This is a genomic window from Burkholderia lata (assembly GCF_902499335.1).
Classification (GTDB): Bacteria; Pseudomonadota; Gammaproteobacteria; order Burkholderiales; family Burkholderiaceae; genus Burkholderia; species Burkholderia lata_B.
Genome location: NZ_CABVQK010000011.1, coordinates 60,942 through 84,442, shown reverse-complemented (window position 1 = coordinate 84,442; position 23,501 = coordinate 60,942). Strand labels below are relative to the sequence as shown.

The window sequence follows — 23,501 nt, the reverse complement described above, 5'->3', positions numbered from 1 at the left end:
GTCCTCACTGCGTCAGCACGACGCCGCTGGCCGGCGACCACGACACGAACACGTCGTCGTTCCACGCCGGTGCGTTGTCGTTCATCAAGTGCGAGCTCGACAGGTTCGACACGACCGTCTTGCCGCTGGGCAGGCGCACGTGATACAGCGAGTAGCTGCCCATGTACGCGATGTCGGTCACGACGCCGCGCGCCCAGTTGTGTTTCGAGCCCGGCTTCTCACGTGACACGTGAATGCGTTCCGGGCGCACCGAGATGCCGACGGGCATGCCGAGCGGGCCCGTGACGCCGTGGCTCACATACATGCGCGCCTCGAGGTCGTCGCTTTCGACGAAGATGTGATCGGGCTCGTCTTCGACCACGCGCCCTTCGAACAGGTTGGTCGAGCCGATGAATTCGGCCGAGAAGCGGCTGTTCGGGAACTCGTACACCTCGCCCGGCGCGCCGATCTGCACGATCTTGCCTTCGCTCATCACCGCGAGGCGGCTGGCCATCGTCATCGCCTCTTCCTGGTCGTGCGTGACCATCACGCAGGTCACGTCGACCTTCTCGATGATGTTCACGAGTTCGAGCTGGGTCTTCTGGCGGATCTTCTTGTCGAGCGCGGACATCGGCTCGTCGAGCAGCAGGAGCTTCGGGCGCTTGACCAGCGAACGGGCGAGCGCGACACGCTGCTGCTGGCCGCCGGAGAGTTGATGCGGCTTGCGCTGTGCGTACTTGCTCATCTGCACGAGCGCGAGCGCGTCGGCCACGCGCTCCTTGATCTCGTTCTTCGGCGTGCCTTCCTGCTTCAGGCCGAATGCGACGTTCGATTCGACCGTCATGTGCGGGAACAGCGCGTACGACTGGAACATCATGTTCACCGGGCGGCGGTACGGCGGCAGCGATGCGAGGTCCTCGCCGTCGACGAAGATCTTGCCGGAGGTGGCCGTCTCGAGCCCGGCGAGCATGCGCAGCAACGTCGACTTGCCGCAGCCCGAGCTGCCGAGCAGCGCGAACAGCTCGTTTTTCGCGATCGTCAAGTTCACGTTGTCGACAGCCGTGCTGTCGCCGAATTTTTTCACGACGTTTTCGATGCGGACGAAGGCGTCGTTTTGCGTACGGGCCGCGGGGGCCGGTTGGGTCTGTCGTGCAGCAGCGGAAGAGGGTATCGATTGCATGGGATTCACCATTCGTTCTTCACGGATTGCAGGCGTGAGCGTCCCCGCGCGAGGCGCATGACGCGACTCACGGGCGACGGCTCGTGCCGGATGGAACAGTGCGCGCGGCGCGCGCGGGCGGACGGAGGTCCGCGGATCTCAGGCGGGCAGGCGTCCAGCGATGCCTGCGCCGCCGGAATGCAGGGCGATCAGTGGCCGGTCTTCAGTTGGGCCCACAGGCGGTTTTCGAGGCGCAGGATGTCGGCCGGCATCGGCTTCATCAGCACCATCTTCTTCAGCACGTCTTCAGGCGGGTAGACGGTCGGGTCCTGCGCGACGGCCGGCGTGACGAACTGGTGCGCGGCCTTGTTCGCGGTCGGGTAGAACACCGTGTTGGTGATCGCCGCGTTGACCTTCGGATCGGACACGTAGTTGATCCACTTCAGTGCGGCCTCGGGGTGCGGTGCATCCTTCGGGATCACCATCACGTCGAACCACAGCAGGCCGCCTTCCTTCGGGTTCGAGAACTTGATGTCGTACGAACGCTTCGCTTCGGACGAGCGACGGTGCGCGATGCCGACGTCGCCCGACCAGCCGACCACGACGCACACGTCGTTGTTCGCGAGGTCGTTGATGTAGCCGGACGAGTTGAACTGGGTGATGTACGGGCGGACTTTCTTCAGGACTTCGAAGGCAGCCTGGTAATCGCCGGGGTTCTTGCTGTTCGGATCCTTGCCCATGTATTGCAGCGTGGCGGCGAACACGTCGACGGCCTGGTCGAGGAACGATACGCCGCAGCCTTTCAGCTTTTCCATGTTGGCCGGGTCGAACACCAGCGCCCAGCTGTCGACCGGCGCCTTGTCGCCGAGTGCCTTCTTCACCGCCTGCGCGTTGTAGCCGATGCCGTCCGTGCCGTAGGCCCAGGGCACGCCGTACTGGTTGCCCGGATCGGCATCCGAGATCATCTTCATCAGCAGCGGGTCGAGGTTCGCGAGGTTCGGCAGCTTCGACTTGTCGAGCTTCTGATACACGCCGGCCTGGATCTGCTTGGCCATGTAGTTCGACGTCGGCACGACGATGTCGTAGCCCGAACTGCCGGCAAGCAGCTTCGCCTGAAGCGTGTCGTCGCTGTCGTAGTTGTCGTACTTGACGTGGATGCCCGTCTGTTTCTGGAAGTTCGGGATCGTGTCCGGTGCGATGTAGTCGGACCAGTTGTAGACGTTCAGCTCATCGGCGGCATGCGCCGATGGGCTGGCGACCGACGTGAACGCTGCCGCGGCGGCAAGGGCGGCAACAGAACAGGCTTGGCGAAGAAAGCAGGCACGCATGGTGGAATTCCCCTGGTAATGGCGGCGTGCGGCGCCCGCCGCACGCCTATAGGCAAAACCGTTACGAAATACCCAGTTGCTGGGCGGTTGCATCGACTGCTTTTTTCGCCTTCGATACGAGTTCATCAATTTCCGGACGCGAGATCACGAGCGGCGGCGACAGCAGCATCCGGTCGCCGGTCGCGCGCATGATCAGGTTGCCGTTGAAGCAGAAGTCGCGGCAGATCGTGCCGACGTCGCCGCCGTTCGCGAAGCGGCGGCGTTCGGCCGGCGCTTCGGCGAGCTGCAGGCTCGCGACGAGGCCGTGGCCATGCACCTCGCCGACGATCGGGTGACGCGCGAAGGTTTCGCGCATCAGGGCCTGGAAGTACGGGCCCGTGTCGTTCTTCACGCGTTCGACGATCCCTTCGTCGCGCAGCAGCTTCAGGTTTGCGACCGCGACGGCCGCCGCGACCGGGTGGCCCGAGTACGTGAGGCCGTGGTTGAATTCGCCGTTGTCGATGATCGGCCGCGCCACGCGTTCGTGAATGCCGACGGCACCCATCGGCACGTAGCCCGACGTGAGGCCCTTCGCCATCGTGATCAGGTCCGGCTCGAAGCCGAAATGCTGGTGTGCGAACCATTCGCCGGTACGGCCGAAGCCGCCGATCACTTCGTCGGCCACGAGCAGGATGTCGTACTTGCGGCAGATCCGCTGGATTTCCGGCCAGTAAGTCGACGGCGGGAAGATCACGCCGCCCGCGCCCTGGAAGGGCTCGCCGATGAACGCCGCGACGTTCTCCGCGCCGAGTTCGAGGATCTTCGCTTCGAGCTGCTGCGCGCGGGCCAGGCCGAACGCTTCCGGCGTTTCCCCGGCCGCCGCTTCACCGAAGAAATACGGCTGGTCGATGTGGACGATGTTCTCGACCTTCGACGGCATCTGCTCGTGCATGTAGCCCATCCCGCCGAGCGTGCCGCCGGCGATCGTCGAGCCGTGATAGCCGTTCTTGCGCGAGATCACGTATTTCTTCTGCGGCTGGCCCTGCACGCGCCAGTACTGGTGCACGAGGCGCAGCACGGTGTCGTTGCCTTCCGAGCCGCTGTTGCAGTAGAAGAAGTGGTTGAAGCCCTTCGGCGTGACTTCCGCGAGCATTGCGGAAAGCTCGATCACCGGCGGGTGCGTGGTCTTGAAGAACGTGTTGTAGAACGGCAGTTCCTGGATCTGGCGATACGCGGCGTCGGCGAGTTCCTTGCGGCCGTAGCCGACGTTCACGCACCACAGGCCGGCCATCCCGTCGATCACCTTGTTGCCGTCCGAGTCCCACAGGTAGACACCGTCGGCCTTCACGATCACGCGGCTGCCCGCGCGGTTCAGCGCGCCCATGTCGGAGAACGGGTGGATGTGATGCGCGGCGTCGAGCGCGCGGTATTCGGCGGTCGTGCGCGCCTGCGTCGCGCGCGGCGCAGCGGCCGTGGCGCTCGGTGCGGCCGGCTGGACCCAGGCAGATTCGTTGCGGTAAGTCATGTTTCCTCCGTGATTCCGTATTCGGTCGGGTGCACGCTCAGACGTGCAGCAGCAGATGGCGGCGTTCCCACGAGCTGATCACGCGGAAGAACGCTTCGTATTCGGTTTCCTTCAGCGCGAAATACGCCTTCAGGAACTTGTGGCCGAGGATCTCGCCGAGCGGCTCGCACGCGGCCATCAGCGTCAGCCCTTCCTCGAGGTTGCGCGGCAGCTGGTACGGCAGATCGTAGCCGTCGCTGACGAGCGGCTCGGTCGGCTCCAGGCGCTGCGTCATGCCGAGATAGCCGGCTGCGAGCGTCGCGGCGAGCGCGAGGTACGGGTTGCAGTCGACGCCCGGAATGCGGTTCTCGATGCGGCGTGCCGACGGGCCCGAGTGCGGAATGCGGAAGCCGACCGTGCGGTTGTCGTAGCCCCACTGCACGTTGATCGGCGCGGCCATGAAGCGCGACAGGCGGCGGTACGAGTTGATGTACGGCGCGAAGATCGGCATCAGTGCCGGCGTGTACTTCTGCAGCCCCGCGAGGAAGTTGTAGAACATCGACGTCGCGCCGCCCGTTTCCGGCGACGTGAACAGGTTCTGGCCCGTTTCCTCGTCGACGATGCTCTGGTGCACGTGCATCGCCGAACCCGGCTCGTCTTCCATCGGCTTGGCCATGAACGTCGCGTACATGTTGTGGCGCAGCGCGGCCTCGCGCACCGTGCGCTTGAACAGGAACACCTGGTCGGCCAGCGACAGCGCGTCGCCGTGCATGAAGTTGATCTCCATCTGCGCGGCGCCGACTTCGTGGATCAGCGTGTCGATGTCGAGGTTCTGCGCTTCGCAGTACTCGTAGATGTCCTCGAACAGCGGGTCGAACTCGTTGACGGCCTCGATCGAATACGACTGGCGGCCCGTTTCGGGGCGGCCCGTACGGCCGACCGGCGGACGCAGCGGCAGGTCGGGGTCCTTGTTCATGTCGACCAGGTAGAACTCGAGTTCCGGTGCCACCACGGGCTTCCAGCCCTTTGCCTTGTACAGGTCGAGCACGCGGCGCAGCACGTAGCGCGGCGAGATCTCGACCGGCGAGCCGTCGAAGTGCACGCAGTCGTGGATCACCTGCGCGGTCGGGTCGATGGCCCACGGGATCAGGCGGATCGTCGACGCGTCGGGCACGCACACCATGTCGGGGTCGGTTACGCCGGTCAGCGAGCCGTCTTCCGGATATTCGCCGGTAACGGTCTGCACCATCACGGCCTGCGGCAGCCGCATCGATTCGCCGGACGTGAACTTGTTGCGCGGCGTGATCTTGCCGCGCGCGATGCCGGCCATGTCGGGAATGATCGCTTCGACTTCAGTGATCCGGTGCTGCTTCAGAAAATCTTCGATGTCTTGCATGTCTGTTCTCGTTGGTTTGGGTCGGCGCGCTCAGGCGAGCGCGGCGGCGGCCATGGCGCGCGTGCGGGCACTGCGGCGGGCGCGGCAGGCATCGCCGAAGGCGCGGAAGATCGCGCTCGACAGCGGGTCCTGCGCATGGCGCCATTCCGGATGCCACTGCACGGCGAGGGCGAAGGCCGGTGCATCGACGACGCTCACGGCTTCGATCAGCCCGTCCGGCGCGACGGCCTCGACGGCGAGGCCGGAGCCGAGCTGTGCGATGCCCTGCTTGTGCAGCGAGTTCACGTGCACTTCGTCGCGGCCGCCGGCGAGCGTGTGCAGCTTGCCGCCGGGCGTCAGGCGCACGACGTGCGCGGGGCCGTACTGCGTGTCCATCGGCGCGTCGTCGTCCTCGCGGTGATCGGCGAAGCCCTGCACGTCATGCACGCGCTGGTGCAGCGTGCCGCCGCAGACGACGTTCAGCTCCTGGAAGCCGCGGCAGACGGCCAGCACGGGCACGCCCGCGGCGATCGCCGCGCGCAGGAGCGGCAGCGTGGTCGCGTCGCGGGCCGGGTCGTGCTTCGTGCCGGGCGCGCTCGGTTCGCCGCCGTACAGGTGCGGCTCGACGTTCGAGTAGCTGCCGGTAAACAGCAGGCCGTCGACCGCGTCGAGTACGTCGTCGACCGACTGGCGCTCGCCGAGCGCGGGCAGCACCATCGCGAACGCTTGCGCGCCGTCGACGATCGCGGCGACGTATTTGTCGCCGACCGTATGCGACGCGTGTGCGCCGATTTGCGTGTGGTCGGCGGTGATGCCGACGAGGGGTTTCCTTCTTTCCATGACGTCAATCAGTTATCCGTAGGGTTGTTGCGGATGTCTTGCCGGATGTGGCGAAACGCCGGCGTGCAACAGCCCCGCAGCCTTGCGCGAGACGCAGGGCCGCTGGTGAATGGGCGCAACGGGATGGCGTGGCGATCCGCGCTGCGCGCGACGATCAGGCCATCGTTCGTTTCATTGCGAGTCGCGACGCGGCAACGAATGCGCGAACGCGTTCCGTCACCGCACGAAGGATGCGGTTGGCGAATCGGCAGACGAAACGAACGACGTAAAGAAAGGAGAGGCGCTACGGCAGCAGCGACGCCACTTCGTCGGTATCGACGGCGACGAATGCGCGTGCGGATACGGCGTTGTGACGCCGAACGGAACGACGGGACAGGATGGTGTAGATCGACAGATGAAGCAGGCGAGGACTATGCCAGCCGCAACTGCCGTCGTCGGAAGCGGACGCCGCGCTGCGCAAACTTCGCACATCGCCTCGATCCCACCTCACCAGAGGGCCACGGACTCTCACGATTACACTCGACTGGGTTGTTGAAAGTATTGAACACCTGACCGTTTCGACGCGCTGGGCGTTTAAAATAATCAAGGCGCCGGTTACGCGTTATTTACATTGATGGGCATCAATTTTTGCGCTGCGATAACGTTTTTTGCTGCCTATGAATGCTTGATGACGCTAACCTGAGAGCCAGCATATACGAGCCAAAAACGGCGTCAAATGTTTTTTAACGGTGCTGCATCAGGGCTTTCCCGAGCAGTGCGAACAAAAGATTCGCAAACGGAATAATCGACAGGGTGTTCATTATTTCGAACGCCTTTCAGGGTTTTCCCCGCTGATGCACGGCATAAAGTGATTAGAATATTCAACGGCTGTCCACTGCGTCGTTTCACTTTGTCATCGCACTTATCGTGTCCGAAACCGAATCGATGTCCACCGAAGTCGCCGAGCGCCTGCGTTTCGTGCGCAACAAGCATGGCCTGTCGCAGCGTGAACTCGCGAAGCGGGCCGGCGTGACCAACGGCACGATCTCGCTGATCGAACAGGGCCGCGTGAGCCCGTCGGTCGGCTCGCTGAAGAAGCTGCTCGAATGCATCCCGATGAGTCTCGCGGAGTTCTTCACGTTCGAGCTCGTCGAATCGCGCTCGGTCGTGTCGCGCCGCGACGAGATGCCGAACCTCGGCAACGACACGCTCGCGTTTCATCTGGTCGGCGCGAGCATGAAGGACCGCAACATGTGCATCCTGCGCGAGATCTACCAGCCGCAGGCCGACACGGGGCCCGAGATGCTCGTGCACGCGGGGCACGAGGGCGGTGTCGTCGTGTCGGGCCGGCTCGAGCTGACCGTCGACGGCGCGACGTGGCTGCTCGACCCCGGAGACGGCTACTACTTCGAAAGCCGTTTGCCGCACCGTTTTCGCAATCCCAGCGCGGACCTGATCTGCGAGGTCGTCTCGGCCAATTCGCCGGCGACCTTCTGACCTTCCCACCGCGCGTCACTGCATTCGCTGCCGGCCGCCTGCGCTTCACGCGCAGCGGCGTGTCGCATCGCGAATGCCAAAAAACTGAGGCATCCTGATGAACAAGTTGACTTTGGCTGACTGGCAGGACAAGGCGGCGTCGCTCAAGATCGAAGGGCGCGCATTCATCGACGGCGCGTCGTGCGACGCGCATGACGGCAAGACGTTCGACTGCGTGAGCCCGATCGACGGCCGCGTGCTCGCGAAGGTCGCCGATTGCGGCGAAGCCGACGTGAATGCGGCCGTCGCGGCCGCGCGCCGCGCGTTCGACGCAGGCGTGTGGGCCGGGCTGAACCCGCGTGCGCGCAAGGCCGTGCTGCTGCGCTGGGCCGCGCTGATGCGCGAGCATCTCGACGAGCTGTCGCTGCTCGAGACGCTCGACGCCGGCAAGCCGATCGGCGACACGACGACGGTCGACGTGCCGGGCGCCGCGTACTGCGTCGAATGGTTTGCGGAGGCGATCGACAAGGTCGGCGGCGAAGTCGCGCCGGCCGATCATCATCTCGTCGGTCTCGTCACGCGCGAGCCGGTCGGCGTGGTGGCCGCCGTCGTGCCGTGGAATTTCCCGATCCTGATGGCCGCGTGGAAATTCGGCCCCGCGCTCGCGGCCGGCAACAGCGTCGTGCTGAAGCCGTCGGAGAAATCGCCGCTGACCGCGATCCGCGTCGCGCAGCTTGCATACGAGGCCGGCATTCCGGCCGGCGTGTTCAACGTCGTGCCGGGCGCGGGCGAGCCCGGCAAGCTGCTCGCGCTGCACCGCGACGTCGACTGCATCGCGTTTACGGGCTCGACGGCGGTCGGCAAGCTGATCATGCAGTACGCCGCGCAGTCGAACCTGAAGCGCGCGTGGCTCGAACTCGGCGGCAAGTCGCCGAACATCGTGCTGCCCGATTGTCCCGATCTCGACCGCGCGGCGCAGGCTGCCGCCGGCGCGATCTTCTACAACATGGGCGAGATGTGCACGGCAGGTTCGCGGCTGCTCGTGCACCGCGACATCAAGGATGCGTTCATCGAGAAGCTCGTCGCGGCCGCGCGCGCATACGTGCCCGGCAATCCGCTCGATCCGTCGGTGTCGATGGGCGCGATCGTCGACGGCATCCAGCTCGAGCGCGTGCTCGGCTATATCGAGGCCGGACGCAGCGAAGGCAGGCTCGTCACTGGCGGTGCGCGCGTGAAGGAGGAAACGGGCGGCTTCTACGTGGAGCCGACGGTGTTCGAGGTGAAGCCGGATGCGAAGATCGCACGCGAGGAGATCTTCGGGCCCGTGCTGTCGGTGATCGTGTTCGACGACGTCGACGAGGCCGTGCGGATCGCGAACGATACCGAATACGGGCTGGCCGCGGCCGTGTGGACGTCGAACCTGACGACCGCGCACGACGTGTCGCGCCGGCTGCGTGCGGGCACCGTGTGGGTGAACTGCTACGACGAGGGCGGCGACATGAACTTCCCGTTCGGCGGTTACAAGCAGTCGGGCAACGGCCGCGACAAGTCGCTGCACGCGCTCGAGAAGTACACCGAGTTGAAGTCGACGCTGATCCGGCTGCGCTGACGCGATACCGGGTGCGGGCGCACTGCTATATCAGGCGGTGCGCCCGCGGCGTGCGTGCGTCAAGCGGAGCGCAGCGCGGGGTGGAAGCCGGCGGCTTCGATGATCGACTGCACGCGCTCGGCGCCTTGCGCCGATTCGACCTTGACGATCTTCGCCGCGACGTCGATGTCGAGCTTCGCGGCGGGGTCGGCGGCGGTTACCGCGCGCGTGATTGCATTGGCACAGCCGCCGCAAGTCATGTCCTGGACTTCGAATTCCATCGTGTTCTCCTGAGTTGACGATTGACAAGCATCGACAGCATGAAGCTTGCCACGGTGGGAAGGTCAAGCGTACGCGTGTCGCCGGAAATCGGTGTCGCGGTTTCGGTCTGGCGACAGCATGTTGTAAAGATGAAGTCTGATGAATGTCGATCAGGCCTTTGACGTCATTCGGAACTTGTCCTGATTGACGGCGAAGCGTTTCGGGCGGAGCCGGGTGGATGCCTTGCCGGGCAACGCGCGACGGCAATCCATGAAGCACGATCACCATGTTGCGAGTAAGGGTACGCGAGGTGAAAATGCGAATCGCTCTTAGTATCAATCCTCTTCGATATTTCAATTCGTTACCTACATGAACCGTTTCGCTTTCGGCTTCGCGCTGGCCCTGCTGGGCGCGTCGGCAACGTCCGCATTCGCGGCCGACGATGTCGTCAACCTGACCCTGAAGGACCACAAGTTTTCGCCGGACGGCGTAACGATCCCGGCAGGGAAGAAGGTGAAGTTCGTCGTGAAGAACCTCGACGCGACGCCTGCCGAATTCGAGAGCGACGACTTCAAGGCGGAGAAGGTCGTGCCCGCCGGCAAGTCGGTGGAAATCCTGGTCGGGCCGCTGAAGGCCGGCACGTACGAATTCCACGACGAGTATCACGAAGCGCAGTCGAAGACGCACCTGACCGTCAAGTAAGCCTATATCGCCATGTTGTCTACTGCCCTGATCGTCTTTCGTGAAGTGCTCGAGGCCGCGCTGGTGGTGTCGATCGTGATGGCCGCCACGAAGGGCGTGCCGCGGCGCGGCTGGTGGGTCGGCGGCGGTCTGGTTGGCGGCGTGATCGGCGCCGGCCTGATCGCGGCGTTCGCCGACGTGATTTCGCAGTGGGCGTCCGGCATGGGGCAGGAGGTCTTCAACGCGGGCGTGATGTTCGTCGCGACGCTGATGCTCGCATGGCACAGCATCTGGATGAGCCGGCACGGTCGCGAGATGGCGATGCAGATGACAGCGGTCGGACGTGCCGTCGCGGCCGGCAGCAAGCCGCTGACGGGGCTGGCGATCGTGGTCGGCGTCGCGGTGCTGCGCGAAGGCTCCGAAGCCGTGCTGTTCCTGTACGGCATCGCGGCGGGCGATCCGGGGCAGACGCCGCAGATGATCGTCGGCGGGCTGCTCGGCGTGCTGGGCGGCGCAGGGCTCGGCTACGGGATGTATGCGGGCCTGCTGCAGATTCCGCTGAAGCGCCTGTTCTCCGTTACCAACTGGCTGATCGTGCTGCTCGCGGCGGGGATGGCCAGCCAGTGTGTGGGCTTCCTGCTCGCGGCCGGCCTCGTGCCGTCGTGGGGCGATGCGATCTGGGATACGTCGTGGCTGCTCAAGGAAACCAGCATCGTCGGCAAGGCGCTGCATACGCTGATCGGCTATACCGCGCGCCCGGCGGGCATCCAGATCGTCGCGTACCTCGCGACGCTGGCCGCGATCGTCGGGCTGTCACGGCTCGTCGGCCGGCTGCAGCCGGCAGTGCGGCCGCCACGGCCCGCGGCCTGAGTTGTCCGGGTTCGAATAAAAAAGGGGCGTCCACGACGCCCCTTTTTTCATGTGCGGTGTACGGCCGACCCGTGCGCGGCGTCGGCGACAACGCGCCGGCTGCGCGCGCCGCGCCCGGTCAGCTGTGGCTGTCGATCCAGGCGCGGGCCCATTCGAGCCCCGCGTCGCGCGCGTCGTCCTCGGTGTCGAACACGCCGAGCACGCCGGATGCCTCGACCAGCTTGTTGTTCTGCGTGATCGTGCCGCTCCCGGCAAAGCGCTCGGGCTGCAGGATCTCGTCCTGCTGCAGGATCGCGTGGCCCCAGATCTGGTAGCCGTGGTAGGTTTGCGCTTCCATTATCGAGTCACCTCCGCGGAGCGGCCGTGCGTGCCGACCTGCAGCACGTTGCCGTCCGGTGTGTATTGCCGCGGGATGTTGGAGTAACTGGGCGCGTGCTGCGCATCGGGCGCGGCCGGCTGCATCACCGTCAGGCGGCCCGGTGCGGGCTGCGCGACGGGGCGCGGAGCGGCCGGTGCCTCGGCCGCGGCGGCGGGCGGACGATGCGAACCGGCTTTCACGGCCTGCGCGACGCGGCGCTTGTGCGGCTTCACCGCGGCTTTCGGTGTGGCATTCGCGTGCTTCTCCGCGCTCTTGCCGGCGCGCGCATCGGCGCCGGTGTGCGCGGTCGGGGTACGGGCATCCGGCATACGGGCTTCCGGCGCATGGGCTGCCGGCTTCCGTGCCTCGGGCGGGTTCCAGACCTCGACGTAATGCTCGGCGGCCCAGCCCGTCGACGCGAACGTCAGCGCCAGCAAACCGCATCCAATCAGTCTTACCATTGTCTCTCCGTCATATTCCTTGCGGCCCGCGTTCGGCCGGCGGTGCATGCGCATTCGGGGCAGCGGCTCAGGAGAACACCTCGAGCCCGTGCTTCTCGACGATCTGGAGCATCCGGGCCGCGATGCCGCTCGGCCGCTTGTCGCCCTGTTCCCATTGGCGGATCGTCGACGCCGTCGTGTTCAGGTAGAGCGCGAACACGCTCTGGCTGACGTTGACGGATTTGCGGATGCGGGCGATCGCTTCCGGATCGAACTGCGGGGCGGCCTCGATGCAGAGATCGTCGTATTCGCGCATCGTCTTCTTGTCGATCAGCTTGGCGCGATAGAGGCCCGACGCGGCGCTGTGGATCGCCTCCGTCGCATCGCTCTTGAATCGACTCTTAGCCATTGCAAATCTCCACAAGCTCTTTCAGTGCGATCAGCGTCGCGATCTCGGTGTCGCTGCGGCGCCCGATATCCGCGGCGAGCTTTCTGAAGGCGCGCAGCTCGCGTTCGTCGATGTCGTCCCGATCGCGTTTCGCGAACAGGAACACCCACGCCCGCCCGACCTTGCTCAGCACGATGCCGCGCTGCCGATTGCCGTCCAGGCGCTTTTTCCAGACGTTGCCGCCGAGCTCGATGCCCTGGCCGCGCGCCAGTTCCTGCGCAGCGCGGCAGAGTTCGGCATCGGCGATACCTGATTTTCTCGCTGCCTTGTGAAACCACTTCGTCTTGAAGACGCGTCGTACGGAAGCAGGCATGTCGGGCCGGTCGAGTTAGCACAGGATTATATACCACTACGTGGTAGCTATTTCGACCTGGCCGAATGGCCTGCTTCACGCCGGTACGCGCCCGGGACGGCCCGGCAGAGGCCATCCCTGCGGCCAGCATTACTCCACCGTCACCGACTTCGCGAGGTTCCGCGGCTTGTCGACGTCGGTGCCGCGTGCGCACGCGGTGTGATACGCGAGCATCTGCAGCGGCACGACGTGCAGGATCGGCGACAGTTGCCCGTAGTGCTCCGGCATCCGGATCACGTGCAGGCCGTCGTCGTTGACGATCTGCGTGTCGGCATCGGCGAACACGTACAGCTCGCCGCCGCGCGCACGCACTTCCTGCATGTTCGACTTCAGCTTCTCGAGCAGCGTGTCGTTCGGCGCGACCGTGACGACCGGCATCGCTTCCGTGACGAGCGCGAGCGGCCCGTGCTTCAGTTCGCCGGCCGGATAGGCCTCGGCGTGGATGTACGAGATTTCCTTCAGCTTCAGCGCGCCTTCGAGCGCGATCGGGTAGTGCAGCCCGCGGCCGAGGAACAGCGCGTTTTCCTTGCGCGCGAATTCCTCCGACCACGCGATGATCTGCGGCTCCAGCGCGAGTACGCTGTTCAGCGCGGCCGGCAGGTGGCGCAACTGCTTCAGGAATTCGGCTTCCTGGGCGGCGTCGACATGCCCGCGCAGCTTGCCGAGCGTGGCCGCCAGTACGAACAGCGCGACGAGCTGCGTCGTGAACGCCTTCGTCGACGCGACGCCGATCTCGGTACCCGCGTGCGTCAGGAACTGCATTTCGGTGAGGCGCACCATCGCGCTCGTCGCGACGTTGCAGACGGCCAGCGTGTGCGCGTGACCGAGCGACTGCGCGTGCTTGAGCGCCGCGAGCGTATCGGCCGTCTCGCCCGACTGCGAGATCACCAGCACGAGCTGGCGCGGGTTCGGCACCGATTCGCGGTAGCGGTATTCGCTCGCGATCTCGACCTGCGTCGGGATCTTCGCGATCGATTCGAGCCAGTACTTCGCGGTCAGGCCCGAGTAGTAGCTCGTACCGCACGCGAGGATCAGCAGGCTGTCGATTTCCGCGAACGCGGCGGGCGCGGCGTCGCCGAACAGCGTCGCGTCGAACGCGTCCGTCTGCGGCACAGTGTCGCTGATCGCGCGCGGCTGCTCGAAGATTTCCTTCTGCATGAAGTGGCGATACGGCCCGAGTTCGACCGCGCCGCCGTATGCGCTGACCACGCGGATCTCGCGCTGCACGATGGCGCCGTGGCGGTCGACGATCTTCACGCCGTCGAGCGACAGCTCGCACACGTCGCCTTCCTCGAGGAACGTGAAGTGGTCGGTGCTGCCCGCGAGCGCAAGTGCGTCGGATGCGAGGAAGTTCTCGCCGTCGCCGTGGCCGACCACGAGCGGCGAACCCTGGCGCGCGCCGACGACGGTGTGCGGCTGGTCCTTGTGGATCACGGCGATCGCATACGCGCCGTGCAGCTGCGCCACCGCTTCGCGCACCGCGTCGAACAGGTTGCCGCGATACAGGCTGTGCACGAGGTGGGCGATCACTTCGGTGTCGGTCTGCGACACGAACTCGTAGCCCTTCGCGCGCAGCACTTCGCGCAGCGATTCGAAGTTCTCGATGATGCCGTTGTGGACGAGCGCGAGCGCGTCCGACGAGAAGATCGGGTGCGCGTTGTGCGTGACGGGCGCGCCGTGCGTTGCCCAGCGCGTGTGCGCGACGCCCGTCGTGCCTTCGAGGTGCGACTCGCGCACCTGCGTGTCGAGGTCGGCGACGCGTGCGACGCTGCGCGCGCGCTTCGGTGCGTCCGGCTCGAGCACGGCGACGCCGCACGAGTCGTAGCCACGGTATTCGAGGCGCCGCAAACCTTCGATCAGCACCGGAACGATATTACGCTGCGCAACTGCGCCGACAATGCCGCACATGAAATCTACCTTCTATATGGAAGCGGGCGCCGTATGGCACCCGCATGATGTTAAGTTTTCTTCTTGACCGGGCGGACGTAGCCGCTCTTCGCGGTCTGGGTCTTCTCGTTCAACGCGAGCAGGCCGTCGGCCACGTCCTTCCAGATCGTCGTGCCGGCGGCGATCGTCACGCCGCGGCCGACGCGCACCGGCGCGACGAGCTGCGTGTCGGAGCCGACGAACACGTCGTCCTCGATCACGGTGCGGAACTTGTTCGCGCCGTCGTAGTTGCAGGTGATCGTGCCCGCGCCGATGTTCACGCGCGCGCCGATGTCGGCGTCGCCGATGTACGTGAGGTGGTTCGCCTTCGAGCCGTGGCCGATCACCGCGTTCTTCACCTCGACGAAGTTGCCGACGTGCGCTTCGTCCGCAAGCTGCGCGCCGGGGCGCAGCCGCGCGTACGGGCCGATCACGGTGTGCGCGCCGAGCTCGGCGCCGTCGATGTGCGTGAACGCGTCGATGCGCGTGCCTGCGCCGACCGACGCGTTGCGGATCACGCAGTTCGCGCCGATCGTCACGTTGTCGGCGAGCGTCACGTTGCCTTCGAACACGCAGTTCACGTCGATCGATACGTCGCGGCCGCAGCGCAGCGTGCCGCGCACGTCGACGCGCGCCGGATCGGCGAGCGTGACGCCGTCGACGAGCAGTGCATCGGCGATGTTGCGCTGGTGGATGCGCTCGAGCTCGGCGAGCTGCGCCTTGCTGTTCACGCCGAGCGTTTCCCATTCCTCGTCGGGCTGCGCGGTGACGACCTCGAAACCGGCCTCGATCGCGAGTTCGACGACGTCGGTCAGGTAGTACTCGCCCTGCGCGTTCTCGTTCTTCAGCGCGCCGAGCCACATCGACAGCTGGGCCGTGGGCGTGACGATGATGCCGGTGTTGATCTCGGCGATCTTCAGCTCGTCCGGCGACGCGTCCTTCTGCTCGACGATGCGCGTGACGAAACCGGACGCGTCGCGCACGATGCGGCCGTAACCGGTCGGATCGTCGAGCGTGACGGTCAGAATCCCGTAGCGGCCTTCGCGCGCGGCGTCGACGAGGCGCTGCAGCGTCGATTCGCGGGTGAGCGGCACGTCGCCGTACAGCACGAGCGTCGGTTGCGCGGGATCGAGGAGCGGCAATGCCTGGCGCACCGCGTGGCCGGTGCCGAGTTGCTCGGCCTGCACCGCGAACTGAACGTCGGGCGCGGCGACGGCGGCCTGGACCTGCTCGGCGCCATGACCGACGACGACGACGAGCCGGGACGGCTGCAGCGTGCGCGCGGTGTCGATGACGTGGGAGAGGAGCGGCCTGCCGGCCAGGGGATGAAGCACTTTCGGCAGCGCGGAACGCATGCGCTTGCCGGTGCCTGCCGCCAAAATCACGATATTCATGGCGCCAGCTTGTCAGAAGAGTTCGAAGCCGTCCATTTTAGCATGCAGCCTCCACCGTTCCGGGCCTGCTGAGGCGTGGCTGCAACGCCGGAACGGGCGGCTGGCGCGCCGTTCCGGCCGGGGTTCCGGCCCCGCTTACAGGTCGTCGAACTGGACGATCGAGATCGGCCGGGCGCCACCCGGTGCCGCGGTGTCGTCGCCCGACGCGCACGGTTCCTCGTCGAACGCGATGTCCCCCTGCGGATCGGCAACGCCGGTCGCGCGCAGCGACTGGAACGGGTACAGCGTCGTGTCCATCAGGTGCGACGGCACGACTTTCGCGAGCGCGTTGAACATGTTCTCGACGCGGCCCGGGAAGCGCTTGTCCCAGTCGCGGATCAGCGCCTTCATTTCCGCGCGCTTCAGGTTCGGCTGGCTGCCGCACAGGTTGCACGGGATGATCGGGAATTCGCGCAGTTCCGCGTATTTCTCGAGATCGGTTTCCTTCACGTACGCGAGCGGGCGGATCACGATGTTCTTGCCGTCGTCCGACTGCAGCTTCGGCGGCATCCCCTTCAGCTTGCCGCCGTAGAACATGTTGAGCAGCAGCGTCTGCACGATGTCGTCGCGGTGGTGGCCGAGCGCGATCTTGGTCGCGCCGAGCTCGCCGGCCACGCGGTACAGGATCCCGCGGCGCAGCCGCGAGCACAGCGAGCAGGTCGTCTTGCCTTCGGGCACGAGCCGCTTGACGATGCTGTAGGTGTCCTGGTTCTCGATGTGGAACGGCACGCCGACCTGCTTCAGGTATTCCGGCAGCACGTGCTCGGGGAAGCCTGGCTGCTTCTGGTCGAGGTTCACCGCGACGATGTCGAAATCGATCGGCGCGCGCTCGCGCAGGCGCAGCAGCACGTCGAGCATCGCATAGCTGTCCTTGCCGCCCGACAGGCACACCATCACCTTGTCGCCTTGCTCGATCATGTTGAAGTCGCCGATCGCCTGGCCGACCTGGCGCACGATCCGCTTGAACAGCTTGTTGTTCTCGTACGCGTCCTTCTGTTCGCGGCGCGTCAGCACCGGGCGGCCGGCCGGGGCGGCGGTCGCGTCGAGGGTGGCGGCATCGGCCGCCGTGTCATTCATGTGGGGGGCGTTCATGCGCGCTCCTCGTCCTTGATGCGAAAGACTTCGACGCCGACGGCGTCGCAGTCCGGATAAGCGTCCGGTTTCTCGGTACAGACGCGTACCGCGCGCACGGCATCGTGCGACAGCAGGCGCGCGGCGATCGCGTCGCACAGCGTTTCCTGCAGGTGGATGTGGCCGCGCGCCAGGCATTGCGTGACGCTCTGCTTCATCAGATCGTAGTCGACGATTTCATGCAGCCGGTCGTCGACGGGGGTGGACAGCGCGAGCGGCACGAACAGGTCGACATTGATGACGACGCGCTGCTCGCCGCGCTTCTCGTGTTCGAAGGCACCGATGTTGATGTGCACTTCGTAGTCGCGCAGGTAGAGCCTGCGGCAGTCCGCGAGGCGGGGGTGCAGGAGAGCGGAAAACATGGTCGTCCCAGTCAAATTGGCGTGCGCACACGCAAAGCGGCGCGGGCGGCGGCAGTCAGGCCGCGCGATCCGCGCAGTTCATTCATTCGGGCCGGCGGCGGGCGGCACGAGGTGCTCGCCGCCGTCGACGGTCAGCGTCGCGCCCGTGACGCCGGGCGCGCTCGCGAGATAGCACGCGGCCGCCGCGATGTCGTCCGCGTGCGGCGCGTGGCCGCGCACGAGCGCCGCGACCCGCACCTTCGGCGCGAGTGCCAGCGCCAGCGCGGACGTCGCGCGGTTCAGCGCGGCCTGCATCAGCGCGTGCGACATCTGCGCCGGCGCTGGGTGAAACAGTGCCTGATCGAGCACGTGGATCGCGCAGGCGCGCAGCGCTTCATGCTCGCGCGCGGCGTCGGGCGTCGCATCGGCGAGCGCGCGGGCCAGCGCGAGCGGCGCCGTCACGTTGCGCGCGAGTGCGCCGGCGAGCGACGCGCCGTCCACCGTGTGCGCGTCGTCGGCGCCCGCGCTGGCGCTCACGAACACCGCGCACGCGGGCCGGCCGAGCGCTGCGCCGCACGCGGCGACGAGTCCGGCGGCGTCGGCTTCCAGGGCCAGATCGGCGTCGAGCACGACCACGCGGCGGCCGAGCGCCGCGACTTCGGCGACGAGTGTGTCGGCGGCCGCGCGCGGCGTGCCGTGGCTGCGCTGCAGCGCGACGTCCCAGCCGTGCCGGGCGAATCCCGTCGCGAGCGCACGACCGATCGATGCGGCATCGGCCGCGCTGCCCAGGGCACCTGTGACGAGCGCCACGCGCTGGGTCGACGTATCGGCTGAAACGGTCATTTACAATGCCGGGATGAACCCGAAAGCTCACGAACCCGCTAGTTTACCTGCTCCCGGCCCTGACGCGCTCGCGCAGTCCGAAACCCTTGCCGCGCAACTGCGCGACGAGATCGCGGCGGCCGGCGGCTGGCTGCCGTTCGACCGCTTCATGGAGCGCGCGCTGTATGCGCCCGGCATCGGCTATTACAGCGGCGGCGCGCGCAAGTTCGGGCGCCGCGCCGACGACGGCAGCGACTTCGTCACCGCGCCCGAGCTGTCGCCGTTGTTCGCGCAGACGCTCGCGCAGCCGGTCGCGGAAGCGCTCGCGGCGAGCGGCACGCGTAGCGTGATGGAATTCGGCGCCGGCACGGGCAAGCTCGCGGCCGGGCTGCTCGCGGCGCTCGACGCGCTGGAGGCCGGGCTCGACGAATACCTGATCGTCGATCTCTCGGGCGAGCTGCGCGAACGGCAGCGCGACACGATCGCGGCCGCCGCCCCGGCGCTCGCCGCGAAGGTGCGCTGGCTCGACGCGCTGCCCGAGCGGTTCGACGGCGTCGTGGTCGGCAACGAGGTGCTCGATGCGATGCCGGTGCGCCTGTTCGCGAAGGCGGGCGGCGCATGGCAGGAGCGCGGCGTCGCGCTCGGCGCGCAGCAGACGTTCGTGTTCGAGGACCGGCCTGCCGCACCGGCCGGCCTGCCGCCGGTGCTCGCGGGTCTGGACGATGCGGCCGACGGCTATGTGACCGAGACGCACGAAGCCGCGCTGGCGTTCACGCGCACCGTCTGCACGATGCTCGGGCGCGGCGCGGTGCTGCTGGTCGACTACGGCTTTCCCGCACACGAGTACTACCACCCGCAGCGCGACCGCGGCACGCTGATGTGCCACTACCGCCACCATGCGCACGACGATCCGTTCCTGTACCCGGGGCTGCAGGACATCACCGCGCACGTCGAATTCACCGGCATCTACGACGCGGCCGTCGCCACCGGCGCCGACCTGCTCGGCTACACGTCGCAGGCGCGCTTCCTGCTGAACGCGGGCATCACCGATGCGCTGGCTGCGATCGATCCGTCGGACATCCACGCGTTTCTGCCGGCCGCGAACGCGGTGCAGAAGCTGATCTCCGAAGCCGAGATGGGCGAGCTGTTCAAGGTGATCGCATTCTCGCGCGGCATCGACGGCACGCTCGACGCGTTCGCGCGCGGCGACCGTTCGCACGCGCTCTGACGGGAGCGGGCATGCTGCGCTGGCTGATGACGACGTTCGTCGCGGTGATGATCCTGACGCGCTGCTGGCCGTGGCTCGGCAAGCTCGGCATCGGGCGGATGCCGGGCGACGTCACGCTGACGCTCGGCGGGCGGCGCTACCCGTTCCCGTTCATGTCGACGCTGGTGCTGACGATGCTGCTGTCGATGGTGGCGCGGCTGCTCTGAGCCGCGCCTGAATGGCGGCGCGTTACAGCTCGATTTCGCCGAGGATCCGGTGCGCGAGCGCCTTCGCCTCGTCGAATGCTTCTTCCTCGCTGGGGCTCGTCGAGTGGACGTCGTAGCGCGTGTTCTCGGTGTCGTCCCCGTCGTCCCGCGCGAGGATCACGTAACCCTGGAACTGCCCGTTGCCCGCATGCTGGGTATGCGCCTTGGCCGTGTAGATGCCCTTCGTGAACGTGTTGGTGTCCATCGTGCTCTCCCGCAAAAGGACACTTCATCGTAGCACTGCGGCGCAGCATGTACAGCGCCGCTTATCGGTGACCGAACGGTGTCCGGTCACCGTCCCTCCCATCATCGTTCGATCAGTGCGATGACCTCGTCGAGCGTCGGCGCGTGCGCGCCCGTGTGCCGGCACGCCGCGGCGCCCGCCGCCAGCGCGAACACGAGATGCTCGCGCCACGATCGCTGCGGCGCGGCCATCAGGCTGAACAGCATGCCGCCGATCGACGCGTCGCCCGCGCCGACGGTGTCGGCCACCTCGACGCGCGGCGGGCTGGCTTCATGCACGTCGCCGTCCGCGTAGAGCGTCGCCGCCTGCGCGCCGCGCGTGACGAGCACGGCTGCGCGCGGGTTCAGCGCGCGTACCGCAGCGATCGCGTCGGGGCCGTCGCCGCCGAACAGGTGCCGCAGGTCCTCGTCGGATACCTTGATCAGGTCGGCGAGGGTGGCCATTTTCTCCAGCGTCGGCCGGTACGCGGCTGTCATCAGGTTCCGGACGTTCGGGTCGAAGCTGATCTTCACGCCGCACGCGTGCAGGTCGGCCGCGAGCGCGGCCAGCGTACCGGCGAGCGGTTCGCGCACGAGGCTGATGCAGCCGAAATGCGCCCATTTCACGTGATCGGTCCAGCCGGCCGGCAGCCGCGCCGGATCGAACGCGAGGTCGGCGCTCGCTTCGCCGATGAAGAAGTACGCGGGAGGGCGGGTCTCGTGGACGATCGCGAGCAGCGGCGGCCGCGCGACGCGCTGCAGGAAGCGCAGGTCGAGCCCGGCCGCTTCGCTCGTGCGCCACAGCACGTCGGAGAAGCAGTCTTCGCCGATCGAGCCCGCGAGCGCGCTCGACACGCCGAGCCGCGCGACCGCGCGCGCGACGTTCCAGCCGGCGCCGCCCGGCACCGACGTCCATTGCGCATCGCCCGCGCGCACCATGTCGGTCAGGATGTCGCCCGCCGACACGAAAGCCGGAAACGTGCCGCCACTCATTGCGTCGGCTCGCTGCGCTGGGCGCGCGCGAGGGTCGCGAGCACGTCGTAGCACGCGCCCATCGTGTGATAGTCGGTCTTGCCGGCCGGGCTTTTCTCGTCGCTGTACTTGCGGTTGTCGCAGGTGAGGATGCGGTACCACGCACCGTAGCGGTGATCGACGAAGTGCGCCCAGCTATAGCGCCAGATCTCGTCGTACCAGTCCCAGAAGCGCTCGCTGCCGGTGCGTGCGCCGAGCATCGCGGCCGCCGCGAACGTTTCCGCCTGCACCCAGAAATACTTGTTGTGGTCGCAGATCGTGAAGTCGGGGCCGAAGCCGTAGTACAGGCCGCCGTGATCGGCGTCCCACGCGTGCGTGAGCGCGGCGTCGAACAACTCGGCCGCGCGCGGCACGAGCCAGTCGAGCGGGCGGTGCCGCTCGAGGATCAGCAGCAGCTTCGCCCATTCGGTCTGGTGCCCGGGCTGGAAGCCCCACGGACGGAAGATGTTCGAGCTGTCTTCCTTGTTGTAGTCCCAGTCGACCGACCAGTCCGCATGGTAGTGCTCCCACACGAGCCCGCCCGACAGCGCGGCCTGGCGCTGCGTGACGTGGGACGCGAGCTTTTCCGCGCGATCGAGGTACGTGAGGTGGCCGGTCGCTTCGTACGCGGCGAGCAGCGCCTCCGTCATGTGCATGTTGGCGTTCTGGCCGCGGTACGACGACACGATCCAGTTCGGCGTCGCGTCGTCCGCATAGAGGCCCGCGGCCGCATCCCAGAAGCGGTGCTCGGCCAGTTCGTAGGTCGCCGCGATCAGCGGGCGCGCCTCGTCGATGCCGGCCATCGTCGCGTGCGCGGCCGCGAGCAGCACGAACGCGAGCCCGTAGCAGTGGCGCGTGCCGTCGAGCGTCGAGCGCTTCGCGCCGTCGCGCCAGTCGAGTTCCCAGTCGTAGCCCTGCAGCTCGTCGTCCCAGTGCGCGTCGCGCAGGAAGCGCAGCCCGTGGCGCGCGTATTCCAGGTGACGCGGATCGCCGAAATGCCGGTACGCCATCGCATAGTTGAAGACGAACCGGCAGCTGCTGACGAGGTGGCGCGACGTGCGGTTGTAGATGCTGCCGTCGTCGCGGAAGTAGTGGTAGAAGCCGCCCGTCGGGTCGAACGCGTTCGTGGCGTAGAAGCGCAGCGTGTCCTCGATGTGCGACAACAGGAACGACGGATCGCGGAAACTCGCGACGAACGGCGCGGCTTGCGTGTGGGCGGCCGGCGCGGCCGTGCAGGGTTGGACCGGGGGCATGTTCATGATGATTCGGTGACCGTGGCGGTATCGAGTGCCGGGGAGCCGGCGGGCTGGCTGCTGGCCCGCACGATCAGCTCGACGGGCAGGGAAATCTCGGTGCGCTCGGGCGCTTCCGCGAGCAGCAGCTCGACGCCGCGGCGACCGAGCGCCTCCTTGTCGACCGCGAGCGTCGTGAGCGGCGGGCTCGCGTGCGCGGCAGCCGGGATGTTGTCGAAGCCGACGATCGCGATGTCGTCGGGAATCCGCAGCCCGCGCGCGGTGCAGACGCGCTGCGCGGCGAGCGCGGCCGCGTCGTTGTACGCGAAGACGGCTTCCGGGCGCGGGCCCGGTGCGTCGAGCAACTGCTCCATCGCGCGCGCGGCGCCGGTGTCGGGATCGAGCCCCGCATCGATCGTCACTTCGTACGCGGGATCGAACAGCCGCCCGGCCTCGAAGAACGCGCGCCGGTAGCCGATCGCGCGCTGCGCGATGCTGTAGTGCGCGGGCGAGCCGCCGATGAACGCGATCCGCGTGCGGCCGGTGGCGAGCAGGTGGCGCATCGCGAGCGCCGCGCCCGTCGCGTTGTCGATATTCACCGAGCGCAGCCCGGGCGCCCACAGGTCGATCAGCACGAGCGGCCGGCCGGTCGCGGCGAGCGCCTCGATCGTCTCCGGCTCGATGAAGCCGGCCACCGCGATCGCGTCGGGCGCGTGCGGGCGCATCTGGCGCAGCACGTCGTCGTTCGGCCCGACCGTGAGCAGCGTCGGCACGATGCCGCGCTCGCGGCACGCGTCCTCGACGCCGTGCAGCACGTGCGAGAAGAACGGGCTGGCCGGAAAGCGGTTGTGCTGGCGGTGCAGCAGGAAGGTGAGCCGGCGGATGCGCGGCCGCAGTTGCGCGGGATCGTAGCCGAGCCGCTGCGCGATCTCGACGATGCGCGCACGCGTGGCTTCGGACAGGCCCGGCTGGTTTTTCAGCGCGCGGGAGACGGTGCCGATCGAGACCTCTGCCGCCCGCGCCACATCGCGAATGGTGGTACCCATCGTTCGGGGTCCGGTTTGTTTAGGGTGAAAACGATTGTATAGTAAAACGTATCGCGGAATTCGGGCCGGATAGCCGGGGAATACCCGCAAATTCCGCGTTTTTAAGCGCTAATCTGCGAAAACGCCGTTACTAAAAATACTAAACAAAACGCGAAAAAGGCAAGGTGAGCGTGCGTGTGCCCGGCGAGCGAGGAAGGGGCGGCAAGCGGGCTGGCTTCACGCGTCCGCGCGAGCCGTGCCCGGCTGC

The 23,501-nt window shown here is 67.0% G+C and carries 26 protein-coding genes; 6 read left to right on the top strand and 20 right to left on the bottom strand.

The features are described from left to right. Positions 1-4 precede the first annotated feature (4 nt). The 6 genes from BCO18175_RS26155 to BCO18175_RS40655 all read right to left on the bottom strand — a co-directional run bounded on the left by BCO18175_RS26155 (position 5) and on the right by BCO18175_RS40655 (position 6,633). A complete protein-coding gene (locus tag BCO18175_RS26155; RefSeq protein ID WP_039355329.1) occupies positions 5-1,159 on the bottom strand; it encodes an ABC transporter ATP-binding protein in 1,155 nt (384 codons plus the stop codon). Positions 1,160-1,347: 188 nt separating this feature from the next. Continuing rightward, the gene (locus BCO18175_RS26150; RefSeq protein ID WP_174985438.1) at positions 1,348-2,466 is read right to left on the bottom strand and encodes a polyamine ABC transporter substrate-binding protein; all 1,119 of its coding nucleotides are present in this window, start codon (positions 2,464-2,466) and stop codon (positions 1,348-1,350) included. Between the two features lie 61 nt (positions 2,467-2,527). Then, complete coding sequence (locus BCO18175_RS26145; protein WP_089441192.1) at positions 2,528-3,970, bottom strand: aspartate aminotransferase family protein; 1,443 nt, start codon at positions 3,968-3,970, stop codon at positions 2,528-2,530. A 37-nt stretch (positions 3,971-4,007) separates the two neighbouring features. Beyond that, positions 4,008-5,345 carry a glutamine synthetase family protein gene (locus BCO18175_RS26140; RefSeq protein ID WP_174985436.1) on the bottom strand — a complete coding sequence of 446 codons (1,338 nt, stop codon included), beginning with the start codon at positions 5,343-5,345 and terminating at the stop codon, positions 4,008-4,010. A 30-nt stretch (positions 5,346-5,375) separates the two neighbouring features. Continuing rightward, positions 5,376-6,164 (bottom strand): gamma-glutamyl-gamma-aminobutyrate hydrolase family protein, encoded by a 789-nt coding sequence (locus tag BCO18175_RS26135; protein WP_174985434.1) that lies wholly within the window; start codon positions 6,162-6,164, stop codon positions 5,376-5,378. Positions 6,165-6,447: 283 nt separating this feature from the next. After that, positions 6,448-6,633, bottom strand: coding sequence for a hypothetical protein (locus BCO18175_RS40655; RefSeq protein WP_043184603.1), 186 nt, complete (start codon positions 6,631-6,633; stop codon positions 6,448-6,450). 455 nt (positions 6,634-7,088) lie between these two features. Here BCO18175_RS40655 and BCO18175_RS26130 point away from each other — a divergent pair, with 455 nt between their 5' ends. Together BCO18175_RS26130 and BCO18175_RS26125 are read left to right on the top strand one after the other, a co-directional pair. Further along, positions 7,089-7,640, top strand: a complete 552-nt coding sequence (locus tag BCO18175_RS26130) for a cupin domain-containing protein (protein WP_089426670.1) — start codon at positions 7,089-7,091, stop codon at positions 7,638-7,640. 97 nt (positions 7,641-7,737) lie between these two features. Continuing rightward, entirely contained in the window at positions 7,738-9,228 is a 1,491-nt protein-coding gene (locus BCO18175_RS26125; protein ID WP_174985432.1) for an aldehyde dehydrogenase, read from the top strand. Positions 9,229-9,287: 59 nt separating this feature from the next. Here the strand turns inward: BCO18175_RS26125 and BCO18175_RS26120 are convergent, their stop codons facing one another. Then, positions 9,288-9,488 carry a heavy-metal-associated domain-containing protein gene (locus BCO18175_RS26120; RefSeq protein WP_059695248.1) on the bottom strand — a complete coding sequence of 67 codons (201 nt, stop codon included), beginning with the start codon at positions 9,486-9,488 and terminating at the stop codon, positions 9,288-9,290. 349 nt (positions 9,489-9,837) lie between these two features. On the opposite strand from BCO18175_RS26120, the gene BCO18175_RS26115 reads away from it, so the two are divergent. Together BCO18175_RS26115 and BCO18175_RS26110 are read left to right on the top strand one after the other, a co-directional pair. Then, the gene (locus BCO18175_RS26115) at positions 9,838-10,170 is read left to right on the top strand and encodes a cupredoxin domain-containing protein (RefSeq protein ID WP_011353437.1); all 333 of its coding nucleotides are present in this window, start codon (positions 9,838-9,840) and stop codon (positions 10,168-10,170) included. A 12-nt stretch (positions 10,171-10,182) separates the two neighbouring features. Continuing rightward, positions 10,183-11,019: an FTR1 family iron permease gene (locus tag BCO18175_RS26110; protein WP_174985430.1), complete on the top strand. Its 837-nt coding sequence runs from the start codon at positions 10,183-10,185 to the stop codon at positions 11,017-11,019. Positions 11,020-11,137: 118 nt separating this feature from the next. On the opposite strand, the gene BCO18175_RS26105 is transcribed toward BCO18175_RS26110, so the two are convergent. The 9 genes from BCO18175_RS26105 to BCO18175_RS26065 form a co-directional block, all read right to left on the bottom strand. Then, positions 11,138-11,356, bottom strand: a complete 219-nt coding sequence (locus BCO18175_RS26105) for a hypothetical protein (RefSeq protein ID WP_174917149.1) — start codon at positions 11,354-11,356, stop codon at positions 11,138-11,140. Further along, positions 11,356-11,838, bottom strand: coding sequence for a hypothetical protein (locus BCO18175_RS26100; protein WP_174985428.1), 483 nt, complete (start codon positions 11,836-11,838; stop codon positions 11,356-11,358). Before BCO18175_RS26100 ends, BCO18175_RS26105 begins: the two co-directional genes overlap by 1 nt. Before the next feature lie 67 nt (positions 11,839-11,905). Next, positions 11,906-12,226 carry a helix-turn-helix domain-containing protein gene (locus tag BCO18175_RS26095; protein WP_011353433.1) on the bottom strand — a complete coding sequence of 107 codons (321 nt, stop codon included), beginning with the start codon at positions 12,224-12,226 and terminating at the stop codon, positions 11,906-11,908. After that, complete coding sequence (locus tag BCO18175_RS26090; RefSeq protein WP_174985426.1) at positions 12,219-12,578, bottom strand: type II toxin-antitoxin system RelE/ParE family toxin; 360 nt, start codon at positions 12,576-12,578, stop codon at positions 12,219-12,221. The genes BCO18175_RS26095 and BCO18175_RS26090 overlap by 8 nt, the downstream gene beginning before the upstream one ends. Positions 12,579-12,707: 129 nt before the next feature. Further along, positions 12,708-14,525, bottom strand: coding sequence for a glutamine--fructose-6-phosphate transaminase (isomerizing) (gene glmS, locus BCO18175_RS26085; RefSeq protein ID WP_174985424.1), 1,818 nt, complete (start codon positions 14,523-14,525; stop codon positions 12,708-12,710). A gap of 50 nt (positions 14,526-14,575) precedes the next feature. Continuing rightward, positions 14,576-15,937 (bottom strand): bifunctional UDP-N-acetylglucosamine diphosphorylase/glucosamine-1-phosphate N-acetyltransferase GlmU, encoded by a 1,362-nt coding sequence (gene glmU / locus BCO18175_RS26080; protein ID WP_174974428.1) that lies wholly within the window; start codon positions 15,935-15,937, stop codon positions 14,576-14,578. Between the two features lie 135 nt (positions 15,938-16,072). Next, the gene (ttcA, locus tag BCO18175_RS26075) at positions 16,073-17,068 is read right to left on the bottom strand and encodes a tRNA 2-thiocytidine(32) synthetase TtcA (protein WP_174985421.1); all 996 of its coding nucleotides are present in this window, start codon (positions 17,066-17,068) and stop codon (positions 16,073-16,075) included. Further along, on the bottom strand, positions 17,065-17,469 hold the full coding sequence (locus BCO18175_RS26070; protein ID WP_174985419.1) for a dihydroneopterin aldolase: 405 nt from the start codon (positions 17,467-17,469) through the stop codon (positions 17,065-17,067). Before BCO18175_RS26070 ends, ttcA begins: the two co-directional genes overlap by 4 nt. A gap of 78 nt (positions 17,470-17,547) precedes the next feature. Next, a complete protein-coding gene (locus tag BCO18175_RS26065; RefSeq protein ID WP_174985417.1) occupies positions 17,548-18,291 on the bottom strand; it encodes an SDR family oxidoreductase in 744 nt (247 codons plus the stop codon). A gap of 13 nt (positions 18,292-18,304) precedes the next feature. Here BCO18175_RS26065 and BCO18175_RS26060 point away from each other — a divergent pair, with 13 nt between their 5' ends. Together BCO18175_RS26060 and BCO18175_RS26055 are read left to right on the top strand one after the other, a co-directional pair. Next, positions 18,305-19,498: a class I SAM-dependent methyltransferase gene (locus BCO18175_RS26060; protein ID WP_174985414.1), complete on the top strand. Its 1,194-nt coding sequence runs from the start codon at positions 18,305-18,307 to the stop codon at positions 19,496-19,498. An 11-nt stretch (positions 19,499-19,509) separates the two neighbouring features. Then, on the top strand, positions 19,510-19,704 hold the full coding sequence (locus BCO18175_RS26055) for a DUF2905 domain-containing protein (protein WP_011353425.1): 195 nt from the start codon (positions 19,510-19,512) through the stop codon (positions 19,702-19,704). Between the two features lie 22 nt (positions 19,705-19,726). Here the strand turns inward: BCO18175_RS26055 and BCO18175_RS26050 are convergent, their stop codons facing one another. The 4 genes from BCO18175_RS26050 to BCO18175_RS26035 form a co-directional block, all read right to left on the bottom strand. Next, positions 19,727-19,948 carry a hypothetical protein gene (locus tag BCO18175_RS26050; protein WP_011353424.1) on the bottom strand — a complete coding sequence of 74 codons (222 nt, stop codon included), beginning with the start codon at positions 19,946-19,948 and terminating at the stop codon, positions 19,727-19,729. A gap of 101 nt (positions 19,949-20,049) precedes the next feature. After that, positions 20,050-20,958: a carbohydrate kinase family protein gene (locus BCO18175_RS26045; RefSeq protein WP_174985412.1), complete on the bottom strand. Its 909-nt coding sequence runs from the start codon at positions 20,956-20,958 to the stop codon at positions 20,050-20,052. Continuing rightward, positions 20,955-22,235: an AGE family epimerase/isomerase gene (locus tag BCO18175_RS26040; protein ID WP_122946425.1), complete on the bottom strand. Its 1,281-nt coding sequence runs from the start codon at positions 22,233-22,235 to the stop codon at positions 20,955-20,957. Before BCO18175_RS26040 ends, BCO18175_RS26045 begins: the two co-directional genes overlap by 4 nt. After that, on the bottom strand, positions 22,232-23,254 hold the full coding sequence (locus BCO18175_RS26035) for a LacI family DNA-binding transcriptional regulator (RefSeq protein WP_046544274.1): 1,023 nt from the start codon (positions 23,252-23,254) through the stop codon (positions 22,232-22,234). The genes BCO18175_RS26040 and BCO18175_RS26035 overlap by 4 nt, the downstream gene beginning before the upstream one ends. Between the last annotated feature and the right edge of the window lie 247 nt (positions 23,255-23,501).